Below are 18,479 nucleotides of genomic sequence, written 5' to 3' on the forward strand. Positions count from 1 at the left end.
GGGCCGGCAGACCCCCCTTTTTATTTGTTGTAAGCGTCAAGCAGCAGCGGCTGTGGCGCCGAACCGACCGTAGAAACTCTGGCCCTTCGCGGCCATCTCGCGCAGCAGGTCGGGGCATTTGAACCGATCGCCAAAGGTCGCGGTCAGCTGATCGCAGCGTTCGGCGGCATAGGGCGCGCCGATCATGTCGAGCCAGCTCAGCGGGCCGCCAGACCATGGCGCAAAGCCCCAGCCGAGGATCGCACCCACATCGCCTTCGCGGATGTCCATGAGCACGCCTTCTTCCAGTGCGCGCACCGCTTCGAGTGATTGTGCAAAGAGCAGGCGGTGCTGCACATCCGTCAGCTCCGGCTGATCCTCCGCCGCCGGATACTTCGCGGCGAGCCCCTCCCACAGCCCTTGACGTTTACCCTTGTCGTCATAGGCATAGAAGCCTGCGGCGGATTTGCGTCCCAACCGGCCTTCGCTCTCCATCCAGAAGATCACCTCGTCCACGGCGCCGTCGGGATAGGCGTCGCCCATCGCGGACTTCGTGGCGCGGGCAATCTTGGCGCCGAGATCAATGGAGGTCTCATCCACCAGTTGCAGCGGCCCTAGCGGCATCCCCACCAGACGTGCCGCATTCTCGATGAGCGCGGGTTCGACGCCTTCGGCGACCATGCGGATGCCTTCATTGATGTAGGGGATGATGCAGCGGTTGGCGTAGAAGAAGCGCGCGTCATTCACCACAATCGGCGTCTTGCGGATCTGGCGCACGTAGTCGAGCGCCTTGGCCACAGCGCGGTCGCCGGTGCCTTTGCCCTTGATGATTTCCACCAGCAGCATTTTCTCGACGGGCGAGAAGAAATGGATGCCGATGAATTGCTCTGGGCGGCTGCTGGCCTTGGCCAGTTCGGTGATCGGCAGGGTGGAGGTGTTGGAGGCAAAGATGCAGTCCTCGGGGATCACCGCCTCTACCTTTTGCGTCATCTCGGCTTTGACCTTCGGGTCCTCGAAAACGGCCTCAATGATCAGGTCACACCCCTTGAGCGCGTCGAGATCAGTTGTTGCGGTGATGAGGGAGAGCAGCTGCTCTTTCTTCTCCGGCGTGGTCTTCTTCCGCTGGATGCCCTTGTCCGCGAAGCTCGCCGTATAGGCCTTACCCTTGTCGGCGGCTTCCTGCGTCTGGTCGATCAGCACGACCTCGATGCCCGCTTGCGCGGAGACGAGGGAGATGCCCGCACCCATCATGCCGGCTCCCAGAACGCCGAGCTTTTTGACCCGCTGGTCGGCCACGTCCTGCGGGCGCACAGCGCCTTTCTCCAGTGCTTCCTTGTTGATGAAGAGCGAGCGGATCATCGCCTCGGAGGAGGGGTTCATCAGCACCGAGGAGAACCAGCGCGCCTCGATCTTCAGAGCCGTATCGAAGGGTACCAGCGCGCCTTCATAGACCGCCGAAAGCAGCGCCTTGGCGGCCGGATAGACCCCTTGCGTCTTGCCGTTGACCATGGCCGACGCGCCCACGAAAGTCATGAAACCCGCCGGGTGGTAGGGCGCCCCGCCGGGCATTTTGTAGCCCTTGGCATCCCAAGGTTTCACCAGATCGGCGTCCTTGGCGTTCAGCACCCAGTCGCGGGCTGCGGCCATGGGGTCGTCGGAAACCTCGTCGATCAAACCCGCGCCCTTGGCCTTGACCGGGTCCACCAGCTTGCCTTCCAAGAGGAACGGCGAGGCGGCCATGGCGCCCATCTTCCGCACCAGTCTCGTTGTGCCGCCGGCACCCGGAAAGATGCCCACCATGATCTCGGGCAGGCCGATCTTGGCCTTGGGGTTGTTGGCGGCAAAGATGCGATGGCACGACAAGGGCAGCTCAAGCCCGATGCCAAGCGCCGTACCGGGCAGAACACAGGCCACAGGCTTGCCGCCTTTCTGCGTCTTGGGGTCCATGCCCGCCAGTTCGATCTTGCGCAGCAGGCGGTGCATGTCCATGACACCGTCAAAAAGCCCTTTGGCCGGGTTCTCGCCCGCATCCGCCTTCATCTTGGCAATCAGGTTCAGGTCCATCCCACCGGCAAAAGAACCCTCCTTGCCGGAGGTCAGGATGATGCCCTTCACGGCCTCATCACCCAGCGCCTCATCCATGAGTTTGTCGACTTGCGAGAGGCCTTCGTAGGACATCACGTTCATGGATTTTCCGGGCACATCCCAGGTGATCGTGGCGATTCCGTCGCCGTCGGTTGTCGTTGTAAACTCGGTCATGTCCGGGTCCTTTCTTGGATGGTTCTGAGGGTCACCAAGGCGTTCGACGGCTTGGGGACATTGTAGGGGAAATTGGAGTTCGAAAGCGAATTGGTCACCGACTTCAGGTACCAATTGGTGTTCTCGCGCTTGAGCACCATTCGCGATTTGATGGGGCCAAAGACGCAGGTCTCGCCCGCGCAGAATTCAGTGGCATGATAGCCGCAGATCAGGTCGCTGGAGATGAACTCCGCGTCTTCCGCACGCCGCACCAACCGGTCGCAGGATTTCTCTTCCAGCAGGTCACGCAGCATGTCAAAGAAGGGCTGTACCTCCTCTGGCGTCGAAATGATCGTATCGGTGGATTCTGTGTGCGAGGTGTAGGGAAAGAGCAAATAGCTGCAATACAGCGCCAAATCGTCCTGATTGTTCGCGTCAGAAAGCTCGTTGATGAACTTCTGGTAGATGGTGAGCGGCGCAACCGACAGCTTGCGCGCGTCGTTTTCCGGCGACCGCGGCGCCAGTCGCCCACCCCCGTGCTTTTGCACGCGGGGGACGTAGATGGGCCAATGTGGGTTATCCAACATGCTATCCAGTTCCAGCATCTTCCAGACGTCGTTCTCGCGTATCAAAACCATGCGGTTTGCGTAGCTTTCGATCACCGGGAGCGCATCGCGCAGCGTATGGGTGACGTGATACCCGGTGATGTAGTTCTCGCTGAGAAACTCAGCTTCGGTGGCCAGGCGCACCAGATTGGTTGCGCCCAGCCCCTTGATGGCCTGACCGAAAGTCACCATGCCGTCGATCAGGTCCTCCCGCGTCTCCACGATGACTTCGTGGCTCAGCGTGCGCCACAGGTGGGGTAGCTTGACCCGTTCCAGTAACGTCACCGCGTTTTCCGTCATGACGGCGTCGGATATACTGTCCAACGTGTCCTGATAGATGGCGATGGCGTCAGCGGGGGTCACAAATCAGACCCGCTCGATGATCGTGGCGGCTCCCATTCCCGACGCAATACACAAGGTGGCAAGGCCGGTTTCCTTATCCGCCCGCTCCATCTCATCCAGCAGGGTGCCGATGATCATCGCGCCAGTGGCGCCCAGCGGGTGGCCCATGGCGATCGACCCGCCGTTGACGTTGACCTTTTCGCTTTCTACATCAAAAGCTTGCATGAAGCGTAGGACAACGGCGGCAAAGGCCTCATTGACCTCGAAAAGATCAATATCCTTGATGTTCATGCCATTGTCGGCGAGGATTTTCTCGGTCACGGGAACGGGCCCAGTCAGCATGATTGTCGGGTCGGTGCCGATTTTCGCCGTGGCCCGGATGCGGGCGCGGGGTTTGAGCCCATGCTTTTCACCGAACGCCTTGGAACCGATCAGGACCGCAGCGGCCCCATCCACGATGCCGGACGAATTGCCGGCGTGGTGGATGTGGTTGATCTTCTCCAGATGCGGGTATTTCATCAGCGCAACCTTGTCGAAGCCGGGCATGACCTCGCCCATCGCCTGAAACGCCGGGTTCAGCCCACCAAGGGACTGCATGTCCGTCTGCGGGCGCATGTATTCGTCATGATCGAGGATGGGCAGGCCGTTCTGATCCTTGATTTCAATGACCGACTTGGCAAAGCGTTTGTCATCCCACGCGGCTTTGGCCCGACGTTGGGATTCTACCGCCAATTGGTCGGCATCGTCGCGGGTAAAGCCGTATTCCGTGGCAATGATATCTGCACTGATCCCCTGCGGGACAAAGTATTTCTCCATGGCCAGCGTTGGGTCCACGGCGATCGCCGCGCCGTCAGAGCCCATCGCGACCCGTCCCATCATCTCGACACCGCCCGCGATATAGCCGTCGCCCGCGCCACCTTTCACCTGATTGGCCGCCAAGTTCACCGCTTCCATGCCGCTGGCACAGAAACGGTTGATCGCGAGGCCGGGGATGCGCTCGTCCAGATCGGAGGCCAGCACGGCCGAGCGCGCCAGGCACCCGCCTTGCTCCATCACCTGGGTGACATTGCCCCAGATCACGTCCTCGACGGCATGACCTTCGAGGTTATTGCGCTCTTTCACGGCGTTCAGCGTCTGGGCCGAGAGGCGCAGCGAGGTCACCTCGTGCAGGCTGCCGTCCTTGCGGCCCTTGCCGCGCGGTGTGCGCAGGGCGTCATAGATGTAAGCTTCGGTCATATATGTCTCCTTCTCGCACGGGTTCCGCGCGGTATCTTGATCAAGCGCGGTGCCGCGCAGCGTGTCAGTCAGGCGCGGTCAGCGGGGCTGCCGGGCATCAGATCGTAGGGGGCCTTCCAGCCCGGTGTGTCGGAAATACGCGTGAGCCACGCATCGATGTGGGGCCAATCTGCCCGCTCAAATCCAAATTTCTCAGGATAATACAGGTACCCGCAGCAGCTGATGTCGGCATTGGTGATCCCGTCACCCACAATCCAGTCACGATCTGCGAGGTGGTCGTTCAAAACTGAATAGGCGGCCTTGAGACGGCCCTGGTTGAAAGCAATCACCTCCGCCGGGCGTTTGTCTTCGGGCAGAAAATGCATCAGGAACCGGGTGGGACCGGCTGTCGAGCTGAGCTTGTGGTTGTCCCAGAGCACCCAGCGCAGGATCTCGCGCCGTTCGGTTGCATCCTTGCCGCCGAACTTCCCGGATTTTTCTGAGACATAGTCCTGGATCACTCCCGATTGGGTGAGGCGCAGATCACCGTCCACCAGCACCGGAACTTCCCCCATGATGTTCACATTTGTGCGGTACTCCGGCGTGCGGGCCTCGCCGCCGAAAAAATCGACCTTCACAGGCTCCCAATCGAGGCCTGACAGCTGCAGGGCGAGGGCGGCTTTATAGGCGTTTCCGCTTTCCCCGAAACAGTAGAGTTGGATGGTCATAGGGTCCTCGCAATCAGTTCTTTCATGATCTCATTCGTGCCGCCGTAGATGCGCTGCACGCGCGCATCGGCCCACATTTCCGCGACGGCGTATTCCTGCATGAATCCGTAGCCGCCGTGCAGTTGCACACAGTCGTCCAGCACCTCACATTGCGTATCGGTCAGCCAGTATTTCGCCATGGCCGCCTTCTCGACGGTCAGTTCGCCGCGCAGATGCTCCTCGATGCACTGATCAAGAAAGGCGCGCGCCACCGCAGTGCGTGTCTTGCATTCCGCAAGCTTGAAGCGCGTGTTCTGGAACTGCGTCAGCGGCCCGCCAAAGGCCTCACGCTCCTTGCAATAGGCGATGGTGCGTTCCACGGCACCCTCCATCGCCCCAACCGCACCGCAGCCGATGATCAGCCGTTCCTGTGGTAACTGCTGCATCATCTGGTAGAAACCCTTGCCCTCTTCGCCACCAAGGATGTTCTCCGGCGGGATCGCGACGTCGTCGAAGAAGAGCTCCGAGGTGTCATTCGCATGCAGCCCCACCTTCTCCAGATTGCGCCCGCGGCTGAAGCCCTGCGCGCCGTCGGTCTCCAGCATGACCAACGACACACCTTTCGATCCCTCGGAGGGGTCGGTCTTTGCCGCCACGATGATCAGGTTGGCGTGCTGCCCGTTGGTGATGAACGTCTTCTGGCCAGACAGCCGGTAGACATTGCCGTCCTTCACCGCCCTGGTTTTGATCGCCTGCACGTCGGAACCGGTCGAGGGTTCGGTCATTGCCAGCGCCCCTACCATGTCCCCCGAGATCATTTGCGGTAGCCAGCGTTTCTTCTGGTCTTCGGTGCCATAGGCCAGCACATAATGGGCAACGATCCCGGAATGGATGCCATGCCCCCAACTGGCCAGGTTGGCGCGCGCGGCTTCGATCAGGATTGCCGCCTCATGGCCGAAGTCACCACCCGGCCCGTCGTATTCTTCAGGCACCGACGGGCAGAGCAGGCCAAGCGCGCCGGCTTCGGTCCAGGTCTCACGGTCCATCTGGCCCTGCTTGCGCCAGGTCTCGAACTTCGGCGCCCACTCGGTAGTGATGAATTGCGCCGTCATCTCCGCGATCATGCGGTGTTCGTCGGTCATCCACCCGGATGCATCTGTCGTCTCATCTGTCATGCCGCACCCTCCCCAAAAGCGCTCACTTCTTGCGGTCGTCCAGCTCCGCATTGAAGAGCCGCAGCCTGTGGCCAAACGTCTCCTCGTTCATCACACTATCGAAGTTCTCGAAGAGAAAAGACAGCGCCTCGCCTTCATCCAACCCTGCATCGGCAGCAAACCTTTTCAGCCTGCGGTATCCGTCTTCGGTCATCGCAACCGGAAAGCGGCGGGTCAGGCGAAACCGTTTCGGCATGGCGGGGTCCTTTCAGTTGGCAGGTAGGGTGGGCTTTCAGGCCACCCTGACCCGGATCAGAAGTTGGCCGCATCCAGTGCCATGACGGTGTCCGCGCCGGTTTCGATCCGGGTCAGATGCAATGCGGTCGCGGGCAGTTGTCGCGCCATGTAATAGCGACCGGTGTGCAGCTTGCTTTCGTAGAAGTCCACGTCGGATGCACCATTTGCCAGCGCGTCCTGTGCTGCTTTGCCCATCTTCGCCCACATCAGGCCAAGGCAGACGTGGCCGAACATGTGCATGAAGTCGTAGGAACCGGAGAGCGCGTCGTTGGGGTTTTTCATGCCGTTCTGCATGAAGTACATGCCCGCGGCCTGCAGATCCTTGGAGGCAGCCTTCAGCGGCTCAAGGAACTGCGCGTCGAATTCTGCATTCTGGCCTGCGTTTTCCTTGATGAAGCTCTTTACCAGGTCGAAGAAGGCCATCACATGCTTACCACCGTCCTGCGCAAGCTTGCGGCCCACCAGATCGAGCGCCTGCACGCCGTTCGCACCTTCGTAGATCATCGCGATTCGGGCATCGCGTGCAAATTGCGACATGCCCCATTCTTCGATGTAGCCATGGCCGCCGTAAACCTGCTGGGCTTTGACGGTCATGTCATAGCCCTGATCGGTCAGGAAGCCCTTGATCACCGGCGTCAGCAGGGAGACCAGCCCATCGGCGTCCTTGTCCTGCCCGCGGTGGGCGGCATCGATCAGCGTGGAACCCCAGAGGATGAACGCGCGGGCGCCTTCGGCAAAGCTCTTCTGGTCCATCAACGAGCGGCGGATATCCGGGTGCACGATCAGCGGATCGGCGGGGCCTTCGGGGTTTTTCACGCCGGTCACGTCACGGCCCTGCAGCCGGTCCTTGGCGTAATCCAGTGCGTTCTGATAGGCGGCTTCGGCCTGGGACATGCCCTGCATCCCGACGCCCAGACGCGCTTCGTTCATCATGGTGAACATTGCGCGCATACCCTTATGTGCGTCGCCCAAGAGATACCCGGTCGCCTCGTCGTAGTTCATTACGCAGGTGGAGTTGCCGTGGATGCCCATCTTCTCTTCGATCTTGCCAACCGCGACGCCGTTGCGTGCGCCCAGGCTGCCATCGTCCTTCACGCATATTTTTGGAACAATGAAGAGGGAGACGCCCTTGATCCCCTCCGGCGCGCCGGTGATCTTGGCCAGCACCAGGTGGATGATGTTTTCGGACATGTCGTGCTCACCGGCGGAGATGAAGATCTTCTGCCCGGTGATTTTGTAGCTGCCGTCATCCTGCGGCTCGGCTTTGGTGCGCATGAGGCCGAGATCGGTGCCGCAGTGCGGTTCGGTCAGGTTCATCGTGCCGGTCCAGTCGCAGGACACCATTTTCGGCAGGTACATGTCTTTTTGTGCGTCGGTCCCGTGTGCCAGAATGGCAGAGGCGGCGCCGTGGGTGAGGCCTTGGTACATGGTGAAGGCCATATTGGCCGAAGAGAACATCTCGCCCACAGCTGTGCCGATCACATAGGGCATATTCTGCCCGCCGTATTCCTCGGGCATGTCCAGTCCGGGCCAGCCGCCTTCCTTGACCTGTTCAAAGGCCTCCTTGAAGCCCGTTGGTGTGCGCACCACGCCGTTTTCCAGAACACAGCCTTCGGTGTCACCTACCACATTCAACGGGGCCAGCACCTCGGAGGTCAGCTTGCCAGCTTCTTCGAGAATGGCGGAGGTGAAATCAGCCTCCAGCTCATCATAACCGGGGATGTTCTGGCCGGTGACGTCAAGCACATCATGCAGCACGAATTGCAGGTCTTTGGTGGGGGCGGTGTAGCGGGGCATCTTGTCTCTCTCTCCCTGAAAACGTGATGTCGGGTGTGTTATTCGGCGGCGCTGCGCGGGGCACGCATGGAGGTCAGCATCTCTTCCCCCCACTTCAACTGTTCTGTCAGTTCGGCGATGGCCTCGTTCAGCGCGTCGCGTTGACTGACCAGGTCGGCCAGGCGTTGACGGGCTACTTCATAGGTGCGTGCAAGCTGTGTCTGCTGTTGATCTCCCATGTCGTAGAGGTCGAGCAGTTGGCGGATTTCCTCTAGACTGAAGCCAAACTTCTTGCCCCGCAGGATCAGCTTGAGCCGAGCGCGGTCGCGCCGCGTGAACAGCCTTTTCTGGCCTTCCCGGATCGGAAACAGCAATTCCTTGGATTCGTAGAACCGCAGCGTGCGCGGGGTCACATCGAACTGATCGCACATCTGGCGAATGGTCATGATTTCGTCGGTCATCGGCTTCACTCTTTCAACAGCGGAACGCGGCACAAATAGGAACTGGGTGTTCAGCTACAACACAAGATGACGTTTACGTAACCTGAACGTCACGTCACTTTGACAGCTGCCATGACGGAAGCCCAGTGGCACGTCACGTCACAAAGGCTGTCCGAGCCAAAAGACGCGGGACGATGTGCGGAAACTTGCGTATATCCGCTCCAGGGCGCGCTTTTACGCGGTTTTGGGTCAGGGTTTCGTGATCTCTTTGGCAACAGAATCGCGCAGGTCCTGAAGCTCCTGCATGGCCTCATCCAATTGCCTGCGTTGATCCGCCAGTTCCTTGAGCTGCCCATCGGCAAGTGTCACCCAGGCCTCCATCTGCGCGGAGGTGCCCTCGTTTTCGTAGATCAGCAGCCATTGGCGGATGTCTTCGAGCTGGAAGCCGAATTTGCGTCCTCGCAAGATGAGCTTCATACGCGCCCGTTCGCGGGGGCCGTAGAATCGCGCGCGCCCTTCGCGGTCCGGCTCAAGCAACTCGATGTATTCATAGTAGCGCAATGTGCGCGGGGTTACGTCGAATTCGGCGCACATTTCTTTGAATGTCAGGCGGTGTTCTGCCATGCAACTTCTCTCCCTGAAGCACAGGCTAGGCCGGGCGCTGCCCGAGCGCAACCGTCGCTCTTGCTCTTGGTAGCTGGATGCGTTGATAAAGGGGCAGACGAAACCGGGCACCGCCCCTCGGAGCAGACTTCCATGGCCACTAAGACTGATATCGCGCGACAGTTTATTGAAGCGATTCCGCACAGCAAGGCACTTGGCATGCGCTTGACGGAGATGGGAGAGGGGACATCGACCATTGAGATGCCTTACGATGAAAAGCTCGTGGGGGATCCTGAAACCGGGGTGCTGCACGGCGGCGCTGTCTCGGCTCTTATGGACACCTGCTGCGGGGCTGCAGTGATGAGCCACCCGGCGAGCCCCGGTGGGACGGCCACGATCGATTTACGCATTGACTACATGCGTGCCGCCACGCCGGGTCAGTCGATCACAGCCACGGCGACCTGCTATCACGTGACCCGTACAGTGGCCTTCGTGCGCGCGACGGCGACGGATGAAGACACCGAAAATCCCGTCGCGGCCGCGACAGGTGCCTTCACCGTGGAGGCCGCGCGATGAAGGCGCCTCGCCGCCCGCCCGAACCGGTTCAGGTGATCAAGCAACGCCGCGACGCCACGCTGCGCGCGCTCGTTGAGGGGGTGCCCTACATCCAGTATCTGGGCATGCAGTTCGAGCGTAAGGGTGATGAGCTGACCGGGGTTCTGCCCTTTGACCAGAAGCTGATCGGCAACCCGATGCTGCCTGCTATTCATGGCGGCGTGACAGCGGCCTTCCTGGAGGTCACGGCGATTATCACGCTGAGTTGGACGTACCTTTGGGAAGACGTGGAGTCGGGGGCAATTGATACGGCAACGCTGGAGGCGGGTGGCCTGCCGCGCTTGCCGAAAACAATTGATATTTCAACGGACTATCTGCGGTCCGGCCTGCCCCGCGATGCCTATGCGCGGGCGCGGATCAACCGCTCTGGCCGCCGGTACGCTTCTGTGCATGTGGAGGCGTGGCAGGACAATCGCAACCGGCTTTTTGCACAGGCCACGGGGCATTTCCTGATGCCCCAGCGGCGTGAGTGACACCGTTCAGGGCGCACCGGTTGGGGTCACCCACCGCCGCGTTCTGAAGATTGCGCTGCCCATCGTTCTATCGAATGCAACGGTGCCCATTCTGGGAGCGGTCGACGTGGGCGTCGTGGGGCAGATGGGGGAGGCGGCCCCTATTGGAGCGGTTGCGTTGGGAGCAATCATTCTCTCCACGGTCTATTGGATTTTCGGGTTTCTGCGCATGGGCACCGTCGGTCTCGTCGGGCAGGCCGAAGGGGCGGGGGACAGCGCCGAGGTTTCCGCCTGGCTGACCCGTGCGCTGCTGGTGGCGCTTGCGGGCGGGTTTGCGTTGATCGTGTTGCAGCCTTTGATCTTCTGGGGCGCGCTGAGCCTCGCTCCCGCGAGCGACGAGGTGGAAAGCCTCGCCTGGTCCTACCTCAGCATCCGGATCTGGTCCGCGCCCGCGGCGATTGCGGTCTATGCGCTGACCGGGTGGCTTGTGGCAATGGAGCGCACCGGCGGTGTGTTCTGGGTGCAGCTGGTGATGAATGGCGTCAACATCCTGCTCGATCTGCTCTTCGTGTTGGTTCTGGACTGGGGCGTTCAGGGGGTGGCCGTCGCGACAGTGATCGCAGAACTGACCGGCGCCGCCTTTGGCTTGTGGTTCTGTCGCGCTGCCTTTGCGCGGCCTGACTGGCGGGATTGGCCGCGCATCTTTGACCGGGCCAAGCTTATCCGCATGGCGCTCCTGAACACAGATATCCTGCTACGCTCGGCCATGCTGATGATCATCTTTTCCTCCTTCGTCTTTATTGGCGCGCGGTTTGGCGATGTGACGCTGGCCGCAAACGAGGTGCTGATCCAGTTCATGTACATCACCGCCTACGCGATGGACGGTTTTGCCTTTGCCGCCGAAACGCTGATCGCGCGGGCCTTTGGACGCGGCGACAGAGCCGATGTGCGCCGCGCAGCGCTGATCACATCCTGTTGGGGTATGGTGATTTGCATCGTAACCACTGCTGCTTTTGCATTCTCGGGGGGATGGATCATTGATCTGATGGCCAAAAACGCAGAAGTGCAGGAGACCGCGCGGGTTTTCCTGCCTTACATGATCATCGCGCCGCTGGTAGGGTGTGCCGCCTGGATGTTCGACGGGATTTTCATCGGGGCCACCCGCAGCAAGGACATGCGCAACATGATGGCAGTCAGCTTTGTGGTTTACTGGGCGGCCATTGCGATGCTGCTGCCGGTGCTGGGCAATCACGGGTTGTGGTTGGCGCTGCTGATCTCTTTCATCGTACGTGGAGTGACCCTGGGGCTGCGCTATCCTGCACTGGAAGCCTCTGCCGAGAAGGTGTGATTAGAGCCAATCGGCCCGGCGGCTACCAACAGCCTCCTGCACGGAGGCAAAACCATCGCGCTCGAGCAGGCGATCAAGCCCAAGGGCAATGTCCTGCACAAGCGAAAGCCCCCCGTAGACCAGCGCTGTATAAAGTTGGACAGCGGAAGCGCCCGCGCAGATTTTGGTATAGGCCTGTTCGGCAGAGCCGATGCCGCCAACCCCGACGAGGGGGATGTCGGTGTGCCGGGAAAGCTGCGCCAGCACCCGGGTGGCGCGATCAAAGAGCGGCTGACCGGAGAGGCCACCCGCTTCTTGGGCATGGTGGCTCCGCAACCCGTCGCGCGACAGCGTTGTGTTGGTTGCGATGATCGCGTCAACCTTCGCATCGCTTGCAACGACAGCGATATCCGCGATCTCGGACGCGTTGAGGTCAGGGGCGATTTTCAGGAAAACAGGCGTGCTGTCACGTACCTGCATGACACCGTCCAGCAGAGCCGCCAACGCTGCAGGGCCCTGCAAGTTGCGTAGCTTTTCGGTGTTGGGCGAGGAGACGTTGACGGTCGCAAAATCCACATCTCCCCGCAGATGCGCCATGACTTGGGCAAAATCGGCGGCCCGATCCTGGCTGGTCTTATTGGCGCCCAGGTTGATGCCTACCGGTATGGATGCATGGGCCGCTGCAAGGCGCTGTCCAATCACCTTCATCCCGTCATTGTTGAACCCGAACCGGTTGATGGCCGCCGCATCCTCGCGCAAGCGGAAAAGCCGTGGTTTGGGATTGCCGGGTTGGGGAAGGGGCGTTGCCGCGCCCACTTCCAGAAACCCGAAACCTGCGTGCGACAGCGGCGTGATCGCTTCTGCGTTCTTGTCAAACCCGGCGGCCAGCCCGACGGGGTTCGGCAAAGCCAGCCCGGCGATTTCTGTTTCCAGACGTGGCGTGGTGATCGGGCCCGGTGCGGCGGCCAGCCCGCCGCGCAACGCGCGCAGGGCCAGGCCATGGGCCTTTTCGGGGTCGATCTGACGCAGCGCCCGCAGGCCCAGCTGTTCCAGCGCGCGTTTCATCGGTAATGCCCGGTCACGCGCTGGCTTCTTCCAGACCTGCGGGGAATTGGTGAGCACCGCCATCAAGCGGCAAGGGCTGCGCCCAGACCACATCTTCGAGGCGCAAGTCCCGGTAGAGATGTGGGAAAGGCTGATCGCCCCGCGAAATTTCCCACTTCAGATCGTCGCCCAGCCGGTCGGTCTCCACCGCAAGAAGCATCAGGCCATCCATACCGGCAAAATGCTTGGCAGCTGTCTCAGCCGCCTGTGCTGCGGTTGAGAAATGCACATACCCGTCAGTGACGTCGATTGGCGCTCCGGCAGTTGTGCCCTTGGCACGCAATTCTGCCCATTTATCACTTCGGAAAATTTTAAATATCATCATGCGCGCGGTGATGCCTTGCGGGGCATGCAGGGTCAAGGGTGCCCGACGCCATTGGTGACCAAGGGTCAGAGCGTCCCGCAAAGCCCACACAATCTTTGACACCCGCCGCATCAGCCGCCACCATTGCACCAGTTTCCAACCGAGGGGATAACCATGAAACGATTCTTGACAGCGACCGCCGCGCTTGCCCTGACAAGCGGCATGGCGTCGGCTGAGTACAGCCTGACCATCCTGCACACCAATGATTTCCACGCCCGTTTCGAGCCGATCAGCAAGTATGACAGCGGCTGTTCCGCCGAGGATGATGCCGAAGGCAAATGCTTTGGCGGTTCCGCGCGACTGGTTACGGCGATTGAAGAGGCCCGGGCGCGGTCGAACAACGCCATCCTCGTCGACGGCGGGGATCAGTTCCAGGGCACATTGTTCTATACCTACTACAAGGGCGCGCTGGCGGCCGAGATGATGAACAAGATGGGCTATGACGCGATGACCGTGGGCAACCACGAATTTGACGATGGCCCCGAGGTGCTGCGCGGGTTCATGGATGCGGTGAATTTCCCGGTCCTGATGTCCAATGCGGATGTTTCAGCCGAACCGCTACTGGCGGACACGCTGGCCAAATCCACCGTCATTGAGCGGGGCGGCGAAAGGCTGGGCCTGATCGGCCTGACGCCCGAGGACACCGACGAGTTGGCCTCGCCGGGGGATAACATCACCTTCTCCGATCCCGTGGCTGCCGTGCAGGGAGAGGTTGACCGGCTGACGGCCGACGGCGTGAACAAGATCATCGTGCTCAGCCACTCTGGCTATGGCGTTGACCAGCGTGTAGCGGCCGAGACCACCGGTGTCGATGTGATTGTCGGCGGGCATTCCAACTCGCTGCTGTCGAACACCTCTGATCGTGCGGATGGGCCCTATCCTACGATGATGGGCGAGACCGCCATTGTGCAGGCCTACGCCTACGGCAAATTCCTGGGTGAACTGAACCTGACCTTCGACGATGCGGGTAACATCACCGAAGCCAAGGGCGAACCGCTGCTGATTGATGCCTCCGTAAACAAGGACAGCGCCACCGCTGACCGCATTGCCGAGGCGGCCAAACCACTGGAGGAAATCCGCAATAAGGTGGTGGCGGAAACGGCCTCCGAGATCATCGGTGTGCGCGAAGACTGCCGGGCGCGCGAATGCGCCATGGGCAACCTGATTGCCGATGCGATGCTGGATCGCGTCAAGGATCAGGGGGTTGAGATCGCCATCCAGAACGGTGGCGGTATCCGTGCCAGCATCGATGCGGGCAAGGTGACCATGGGCGAAGTGCTGACCGTGTTGCCGTTCCAGAACACGCTGAGCACCTTCGACGTGACCGGTGCCAAGATCATTGAGGCGTTGGAGAACGGTGTCAGTCAGCACGAAGAGGGCGCAGGCCGCTTCCCACAGGTGGCGGGTATGAGCTTTGCCTTTGATGTGGCGCAACCTGCAGGCAGCCGGATCAGCGACGTGATGGTGGGTGATGCGCCGATTGACCCGGACAAAGTGTATTCGGTCGTGTCGAACAACTACGTGCGCAACGGCGGGGATGGTTACGCCATGTTCAAGGATGCACAGAACGCCTATGACTTCGGGCCTGACCTTGCGGATGTCACGGCGGAGTTCCTGGCGGCGAGCGGTCCCTATACGCCCTACACGGATGGCCGCATCACGGCGAAGTAACCAAGCCTCTGCAGTGTAGCCAACGCGCGCGGAGATTTTCGCGCGCGTTTTTCGTATCCAACGCTTACCTGCTGGTGTTGACAGAACAGGACAACTAGGTTGCCGACAATGTGCGGACGCTTTGTCATAGCCCTTCCGACCGATGATATGGTGCAGTTGTTTGAGGCCTTGCCGGACAACGACCTGCCGGATGTTCCGAACTATAATGTTTGCCCGACAACGCAGGTCCACGTGGTGCAGGGCGCCGGCGGTGGGACGCGGCGGCTGACTTCCATGCGCTGGGGATTTCTGCCGCATTGGTACAAAACCCCGACCGCGGGTCCATTGCTGATCAATGCGCGCGCTGAAACCATCGCTGACAAACCTGCATTTCGAGATGCTGCGCGCCAACGGCGCGCGCTGGTTGTTGCCAGCGGGTTCTACGAGTGGACGAAATCACCAGATGGTTTACGCAATCCCTGGTACATCACACCGACCAAAGGTGAGGTTCTGGTTATGGCCGCCGTCTGGCAAGATTGGATCAGCCCGAACGGTGACCGGAGGCGGTGCTGTGCGCTCGTCACAACGGCAGCCAATCGCGGCATGTCCCAAATCCACCACCGTATGCCCGTGATTCTGCAGCCTTCTGACTGGCCACTCTGGCTGGGCGAAGCGGGCCATGGGGCGGCGCGCCTGATGTGCGCAGCGCCGGAAGATGCACTGCGCTGGCACCGCGTGGATCGTGCGGTGAACTCAAACAAGGTGGCCGGGGCTGAATTGACAGCGCCGCTGGCTGGTACCGACGACGCCTGATGTCTTGAAATCGGATGTTTTTTACGACTCAGCGCGTGAGCGGTGTCCGCGCCAGGTCCAGACGTCCTTCGATCAAACGTTGGGACTTGCCGTGAAACCGTCCGGCCATAGAGGCGTCCACCTTTAAGGTGATCTCATCGCCATGCTCGATGGCTCCGGTCGTCCAGATGCCCTCGGAACTGCTGACCGTATGGGCCTGTCCGCTGACGTTGACGAACCGCAGCGTGTCACCGGGCTCGAACGCGGTGCGACTGGGGAAATAGGCGGTTTGCAGGATCATGATCACGCGCTCTTCGGCATGCGCGGGATCCCCGGTGAATGGGATCGGTCCAAGGAGTAACAAGGCAACTAACGAAACAGATTTGAGCAACAAAACAAACACCCTCGAACCGATCCCACCCAATCGGCAGATGAGTTTGAACTAAAGTTGAATTAGGGCTGAAAATGGCCGGACCAGTGTCGCCGCAGCGGCAATCGACCCGCGCACAGAGTGTTTCTAAACTCGGTACAATGCACTGAAACATCAGTGTTTTCTCGTTAAGGGTGTGTTTATTTTCCGCAAATGTCTATATTGTCTAGGGGGTTAGCCTTTGGGTCGCCAGCCAGTCGCGAAAGGATACAAGCGCGGGCGACTCCGCGCGCTCCTGCGGCCAAACAAGATAGTAGCTACCGATACTCTGCGATGTCTGTTCCGAGGCGAGAACCAGCTGACCATCGGCCAGATAGGGCTCCGCAAAGAAGGTGGGCAAAAGGGCAATGCCCAGCCCGTGAATTGCTGCTTGCGCCATGGTGGAGAACTGATCGAAAACCATGCCCGGAGGCGGCTCTTGTGCGTGCCCGAGCGCCTGCAACCACCGCGCCCATCCGCGTGGCCGGGTGTCCAGATGCAATAGATCGTAGCGCAGGATTTCTTCCGGGTCCGTTAGGGCGGAATCAATCAGGCTGGGGGCGCAAACCGGCACAACGGTTTCTGACAGCAAGGGCAGGTAGTCCACGCCGGACCAGTCCTCGCGCCCGAAGTGAATGGCTGCGTCAAAGGAAGAGGTGCGAAAATCAAACGGGGCAAGCCGGGTGGACAGGTTTACTGTTACTTCGGGGTGCCTGCGCGCAAAGTCGCGCAGGCGCGGCGCCAGCCAATGCATCCCGAAGGCTGGCAGGATGGCGAGGTTCAGCGGTCCGCTTTCGACATCCGTTTGCGCGGAAACAGCGGCCTGCGCCAGATGGTGCAGGACACTGCGCACCTTCCTCACATAATCTTGTCCTTTGGGGGTCAGGACCAACCCGCGTCCTTCGCGGGCCAGCAACGTAACGCCCAGCTGGTCCTCCAGCGCCTTCAACTGACGGCTGATCGCGCTCTGCGTCAGCGACAGTTCCGCTGCTGCCTGCGTCGCGCTGCCCAGCCGTGCCACAGCTTCAAAAGCGATCAGCGCGGAAATGGACGGTAGATAGCGGCGCGGCACCGACATATGATTTTTTCTCATGGATCGCAGGATAAAGCATCGTTAGTCATTTGCCCGTGCTTTTGCAATAATGCGGCAAAGCCCGGCCCGGGCGCATTGCTGCGAGGATATGACATGAATGTTGAAGCCCCCGTTCTGAAAGCCAAGGACGCGCCTGATCTGGGTGCGTTTGACTGGTCCGACCCGTTTCGCCTTGCTGACCAGCTTGAAGAGGACGAGCGGATGATCGAGGAATCCGCCCGCGCCTATGCGCAGGAAAAGCTGCAACCGCGCATCATTGACGCCTTCGCAAATGAGACAACCGAGCCTGCGATTTTCCGCGAAATGGGAGAGATGGGTTTGCTGGGCGTGACCTGCCCGGAAGAATATGGCGGGCTGGGCGGGTCCTACGTCTCCTACGGCGTGGTCGCGCGCGAAGTGGAGCGGGTGGACTCCGGGTACCGTTCCATGATGTCGGTGCAATCCAGCCTGGTGATCTATCCGATCTATGCCTATGGCTCCGAGACGCAACGCAAGAAGTACCTGCCCAAGCTTTGCGCTGGCGAATGGATCGGATGTTTCGGGTTGACCGAACCGGATGCAGGGTCCGACCCTGCGGGCATGAAAACCCGGGCGGAAAAGACGGCGACCGGCTACAAGCTGACCGGATCCAAGATGTGGATTTCAAATGCGCCGATTGCGGATGTCTTTGTGGTCTGGGCAAAGTCCGAAGAGCATGGTGGGAAGATCCGGGGTTTTATCCTTGAAAAGGGCATGACCGGACTGAGCACGCCGAAGGTGGGCAACAAACTGTCCCTGAGGGCCTCTGTCACCGGCGAGATTGTCATGGAGGGCGTCGAAGTGGGCGACGAGGCGCTGCTGCCCAACGTGCAGGGTCTGAAAGGCCCGTTCGGATGTCTGAACCGGGCGCGCTATGGCATCAGCTGGGGGGCGATGGGGGCGGCTGAATTCTGCTGGCACGCGGCGCGGCAATACGGGCTGGACCGGCACCAGTTCGGCAAGCCTCTGGCGGGCACGCAACTGTTCCAGAAAAAGCTTGCCGATATGATGACGGAGATTTCACTGGGCTTGCAAGGTGCGCTGCGCGTCGGTCGCTTGATGGACCGGGCCAATGCCGCACCCGAAATGGTCTCCATCGTGAAGCGGAACAACTGCGGCAAGGCACTCGATATCGCCCGCATGTCGCGCGATATGCACGGCGGCAATGGGATCAGTGGTGAATTCCAGGTGATCCGGCACATGATGAACCTTGAAACGGTGAACACTTACGAGGGCACGCATGATGTTCACGCGCTGATCCTTGGTCGGGCGCAGACGGGGATCCAGGCATTTTTCTGA

The 18,479-nt window shown here is 60.6% G+C and carries 19 protein-coding genes; 6 read left to right on the forward strand and 13 right to left on the reverse strand.

Translation table 11 applies throughout. The annotated features are described in order from the left end of the window. Nucleotides 1-36: 36 nt before the first annotated feature. The 9 genes from Q1A52_RS07285 to Q1A52_RS07325 form a co-directional block, all read right to left on the reverse strand. Nucleotides 37-2,238 carry a 3-hydroxyacyl-CoA dehydrogenase NAD-binding domain-containing protein gene (locus Q1A52_RS07285; protein WP_300012945.1) on the reverse strand — a complete coding sequence of 734 codons (2,202 nt, stop codon included), beginning with the start codon at nucleotides 2,236-2,238 and terminating at the stop codon, nucleotides 37-39. Next, entirely contained in the window at nucleotides 2,235-3,185 is a 951-nt protein-coding gene (locus tag Q1A52_RS07290) for a hypothetical protein (RefSeq protein WP_300012949.1), read from the reverse strand. Before Q1A52_RS07290 ends, Q1A52_RS07285 begins: the two co-directional genes overlap by 4 nt. A 3-nt stretch (nucleotides 3,186-3,188) precedes the next feature. Next, nucleotides 3,189-4,400 carry an acetyl-CoA C-acetyltransferase gene (locus tag Q1A52_RS07295; protein WP_195820141.1) on the reverse strand — a complete coding sequence of 404 codons (1,212 nt, stop codon included), beginning with the start codon at nucleotides 4,398-4,400 and terminating at the stop codon, nucleotides 3,189-3,191. A gap of 68 nt (nucleotides 4,401-4,468) precedes the next feature. Next, nucleotides 4,469-5,107, reverse strand: coding sequence for a glutathione S-transferase family protein (locus Q1A52_RS07300; protein WP_299958115.1), 639 nt, complete (start codon nucleotides 5,105-5,107; stop codon nucleotides 4,469-4,471). Beyond that, a complete protein-coding gene (locus tag Q1A52_RS07305) occupies nucleotides 5,104-6,261 on the reverse strand; it encodes an acyl-CoA dehydrogenase family protein (protein WP_300012952.1) in 1,158 nt (385 codons plus the stop codon). Before Q1A52_RS07305 ends, Q1A52_RS07300 begins: the two co-directional genes overlap by 4 nt. Before the next feature lie 22 nt (nucleotides 6,262-6,283). Next, entirely contained in the window at nucleotides 6,284-6,496 is a 213-nt protein-coding gene (locus tag Q1A52_RS07310; RefSeq protein ID WP_299830132.1) for a hypothetical protein, read from the reverse strand. Nucleotides 6,497-6,552: 56 nt separating this feature from the next. Continuing rightward, entirely contained in the window at nucleotides 6,553-8,334 is a 1,782-nt protein-coding gene (locus Q1A52_RS07315; protein ID WP_300012955.1) for an acyl-CoA dehydrogenase C-terminal domain-containing protein, read from the reverse strand. 38 nt (nucleotides 8,335-8,372) lie between these two features. Beyond that, entirely contained in the window at nucleotides 8,373-8,774 is a 402-nt protein-coding gene (locus Q1A52_RS07320; protein WP_299777941.1) for a MerR family DNA-binding transcriptional regulator, read from the reverse strand. A gap of 228 nt (nucleotides 8,775-9,002) precedes the next feature. Next, the gene (locus tag Q1A52_RS07325; RefSeq protein ID WP_300012958.1) at nucleotides 9,003-9,377 is read right to left on the reverse strand and encodes a MerR family DNA-binding transcriptional regulator; all 375 of its coding nucleotides are present in this window, start codon (nucleotides 9,375-9,377) and stop codon (nucleotides 9,003-9,005) included. A gap of 132 nt (nucleotides 9,378-9,509) precedes the next feature. On the opposite strand from Q1A52_RS07325, the gene Q1A52_RS07330 reads away from it, so the two are divergent. From Q1A52_RS07330 to Q1A52_RS07340, 3 genes are read left to right on the forward strand one after another with little or no spacing between them, the layout of a single operon-like run. After that, nucleotides 9,510-9,932 carry a PaaI family thioesterase gene (locus Q1A52_RS07330; RefSeq protein WP_300012961.1) on the forward strand — a complete coding sequence of 141 codons (423 nt, stop codon included), beginning with the start codon at nucleotides 9,510-9,512 and terminating at the stop codon, nucleotides 9,930-9,932. After that, complete coding sequence (locus Q1A52_RS07335; protein WP_195820149.1) at nucleotides 9,929-10,444, forward strand: PaaI family thioesterase; 516 nt, start codon at nucleotides 9,929-9,931, stop codon at nucleotides 10,442-10,444. Before Q1A52_RS07330 ends, Q1A52_RS07335 begins: the two co-directional genes overlap by 4 nt. Beyond that, nucleotides 10,437-11,771, forward strand: coding sequence for an MATE family efflux transporter (locus Q1A52_RS07340; RefSeq protein WP_300012964.1), 1,335 nt, complete (start codon nucleotides 10,437-10,439; stop codon nucleotides 11,769-11,771). Before Q1A52_RS07335 ends, Q1A52_RS07340 begins: the two co-directional genes overlap by 8 nt. On the opposite strand, the gene Q1A52_RS07345 is transcribed toward Q1A52_RS07340, so the two are convergent. Both Q1A52_RS07345 and Q1A52_RS07350 read right to left on the reverse strand, forming a co-directional pair. Further along, entirely contained in the window at nucleotides 11,772-12,815 is a 1,044-nt protein-coding gene (locus tag Q1A52_RS07345; RefSeq protein WP_300014913.1) for a quinone-dependent dihydroorotate dehydrogenase, read from the reverse strand. Between the two features lie 13 nt (nucleotides 12,816-12,828). Beyond that, nucleotides 12,829-13,179: a DUF952 domain-containing protein gene (locus Q1A52_RS07350; protein WP_300012967.1), complete on the reverse strand. Its 351-nt coding sequence runs from the start codon at nucleotides 13,177-13,179 to the stop codon at nucleotides 12,829-12,831. Between the two features lie 153 nt (nucleotides 13,180-13,332). Here Q1A52_RS07350 and Q1A52_RS07355 point away from each other — a divergent pair, with 153 nt between their 5' ends. Both Q1A52_RS07355 and Q1A52_RS07360 read left to right on the forward strand, forming a co-directional pair. Next, a complete protein-coding gene (locus tag Q1A52_RS07355; RefSeq protein WP_300012970.1) occupies nucleotides 13,333-14,889 on the forward strand; it encodes a bifunctional UDP-sugar hydrolase/5'-nucleotidase in 1,557 nt (518 codons plus the stop codon). A 108-nt stretch (nucleotides 14,890-14,997) separates the two neighbouring features. Further along, nucleotides 14,998-15,681 carry an SOS response-associated peptidase gene (locus tag Q1A52_RS07360; protein ID WP_300012973.1) on the forward strand — a complete coding sequence of 228 codons (684 nt, stop codon included), beginning with the start codon at nucleotides 14,998-15,000 and terminating at the stop codon, nucleotides 15,679-15,681. A 28-nt stretch (nucleotides 15,682-15,709) separates the two neighbouring features. Here Q1A52_RS07360 and Q1A52_RS07365 read toward each other — a convergent pair whose 3' ends face one another. Further along, nucleotides 15,710-16,024, reverse strand: coding sequence for a hypothetical protein (locus Q1A52_RS07365; protein WP_299777927.1), 315 nt, complete (start codon nucleotides 16,022-16,024; stop codon nucleotides 15,710-15,712). A gap of 232 nt (nucleotides 16,025-16,256) precedes the next feature. Beyond that, nucleotides 16,257-17,147, reverse strand: coding sequence for a LysR substrate-binding domain-containing protein (locus tag Q1A52_RS07370; protein WP_300014917.1), 891 nt, complete (start codon nucleotides 17,145-17,147; stop codon nucleotides 16,257-16,259). 108 nt (nucleotides 17,148-17,255) lie between these two features. Here Q1A52_RS07370 and Q1A52_RS07375 point away from each other — a divergent pair, with 108 nt between their 5' ends. Continuing rightward, nucleotides 17,256-18,479 carry an acyl-CoA dehydrogenase gene (locus Q1A52_RS07375; RefSeq protein WP_300012976.1) on the forward strand — a complete coding sequence of 408 codons (1,224 nt, stop codon included), beginning with the start codon at nucleotides 17,256-17,258 and terminating at the stop codon, nucleotides 18,477-18,479.

Origin of the sequence: uncultured Roseobacter sp., assembly GCF_947488185.1 — a bacterium.
Lineage (GTDB): Bacteria > Pseudomonadota > Alphaproteobacteria > Rhodobacterales > Rhodobacteraceae > Roseobacter.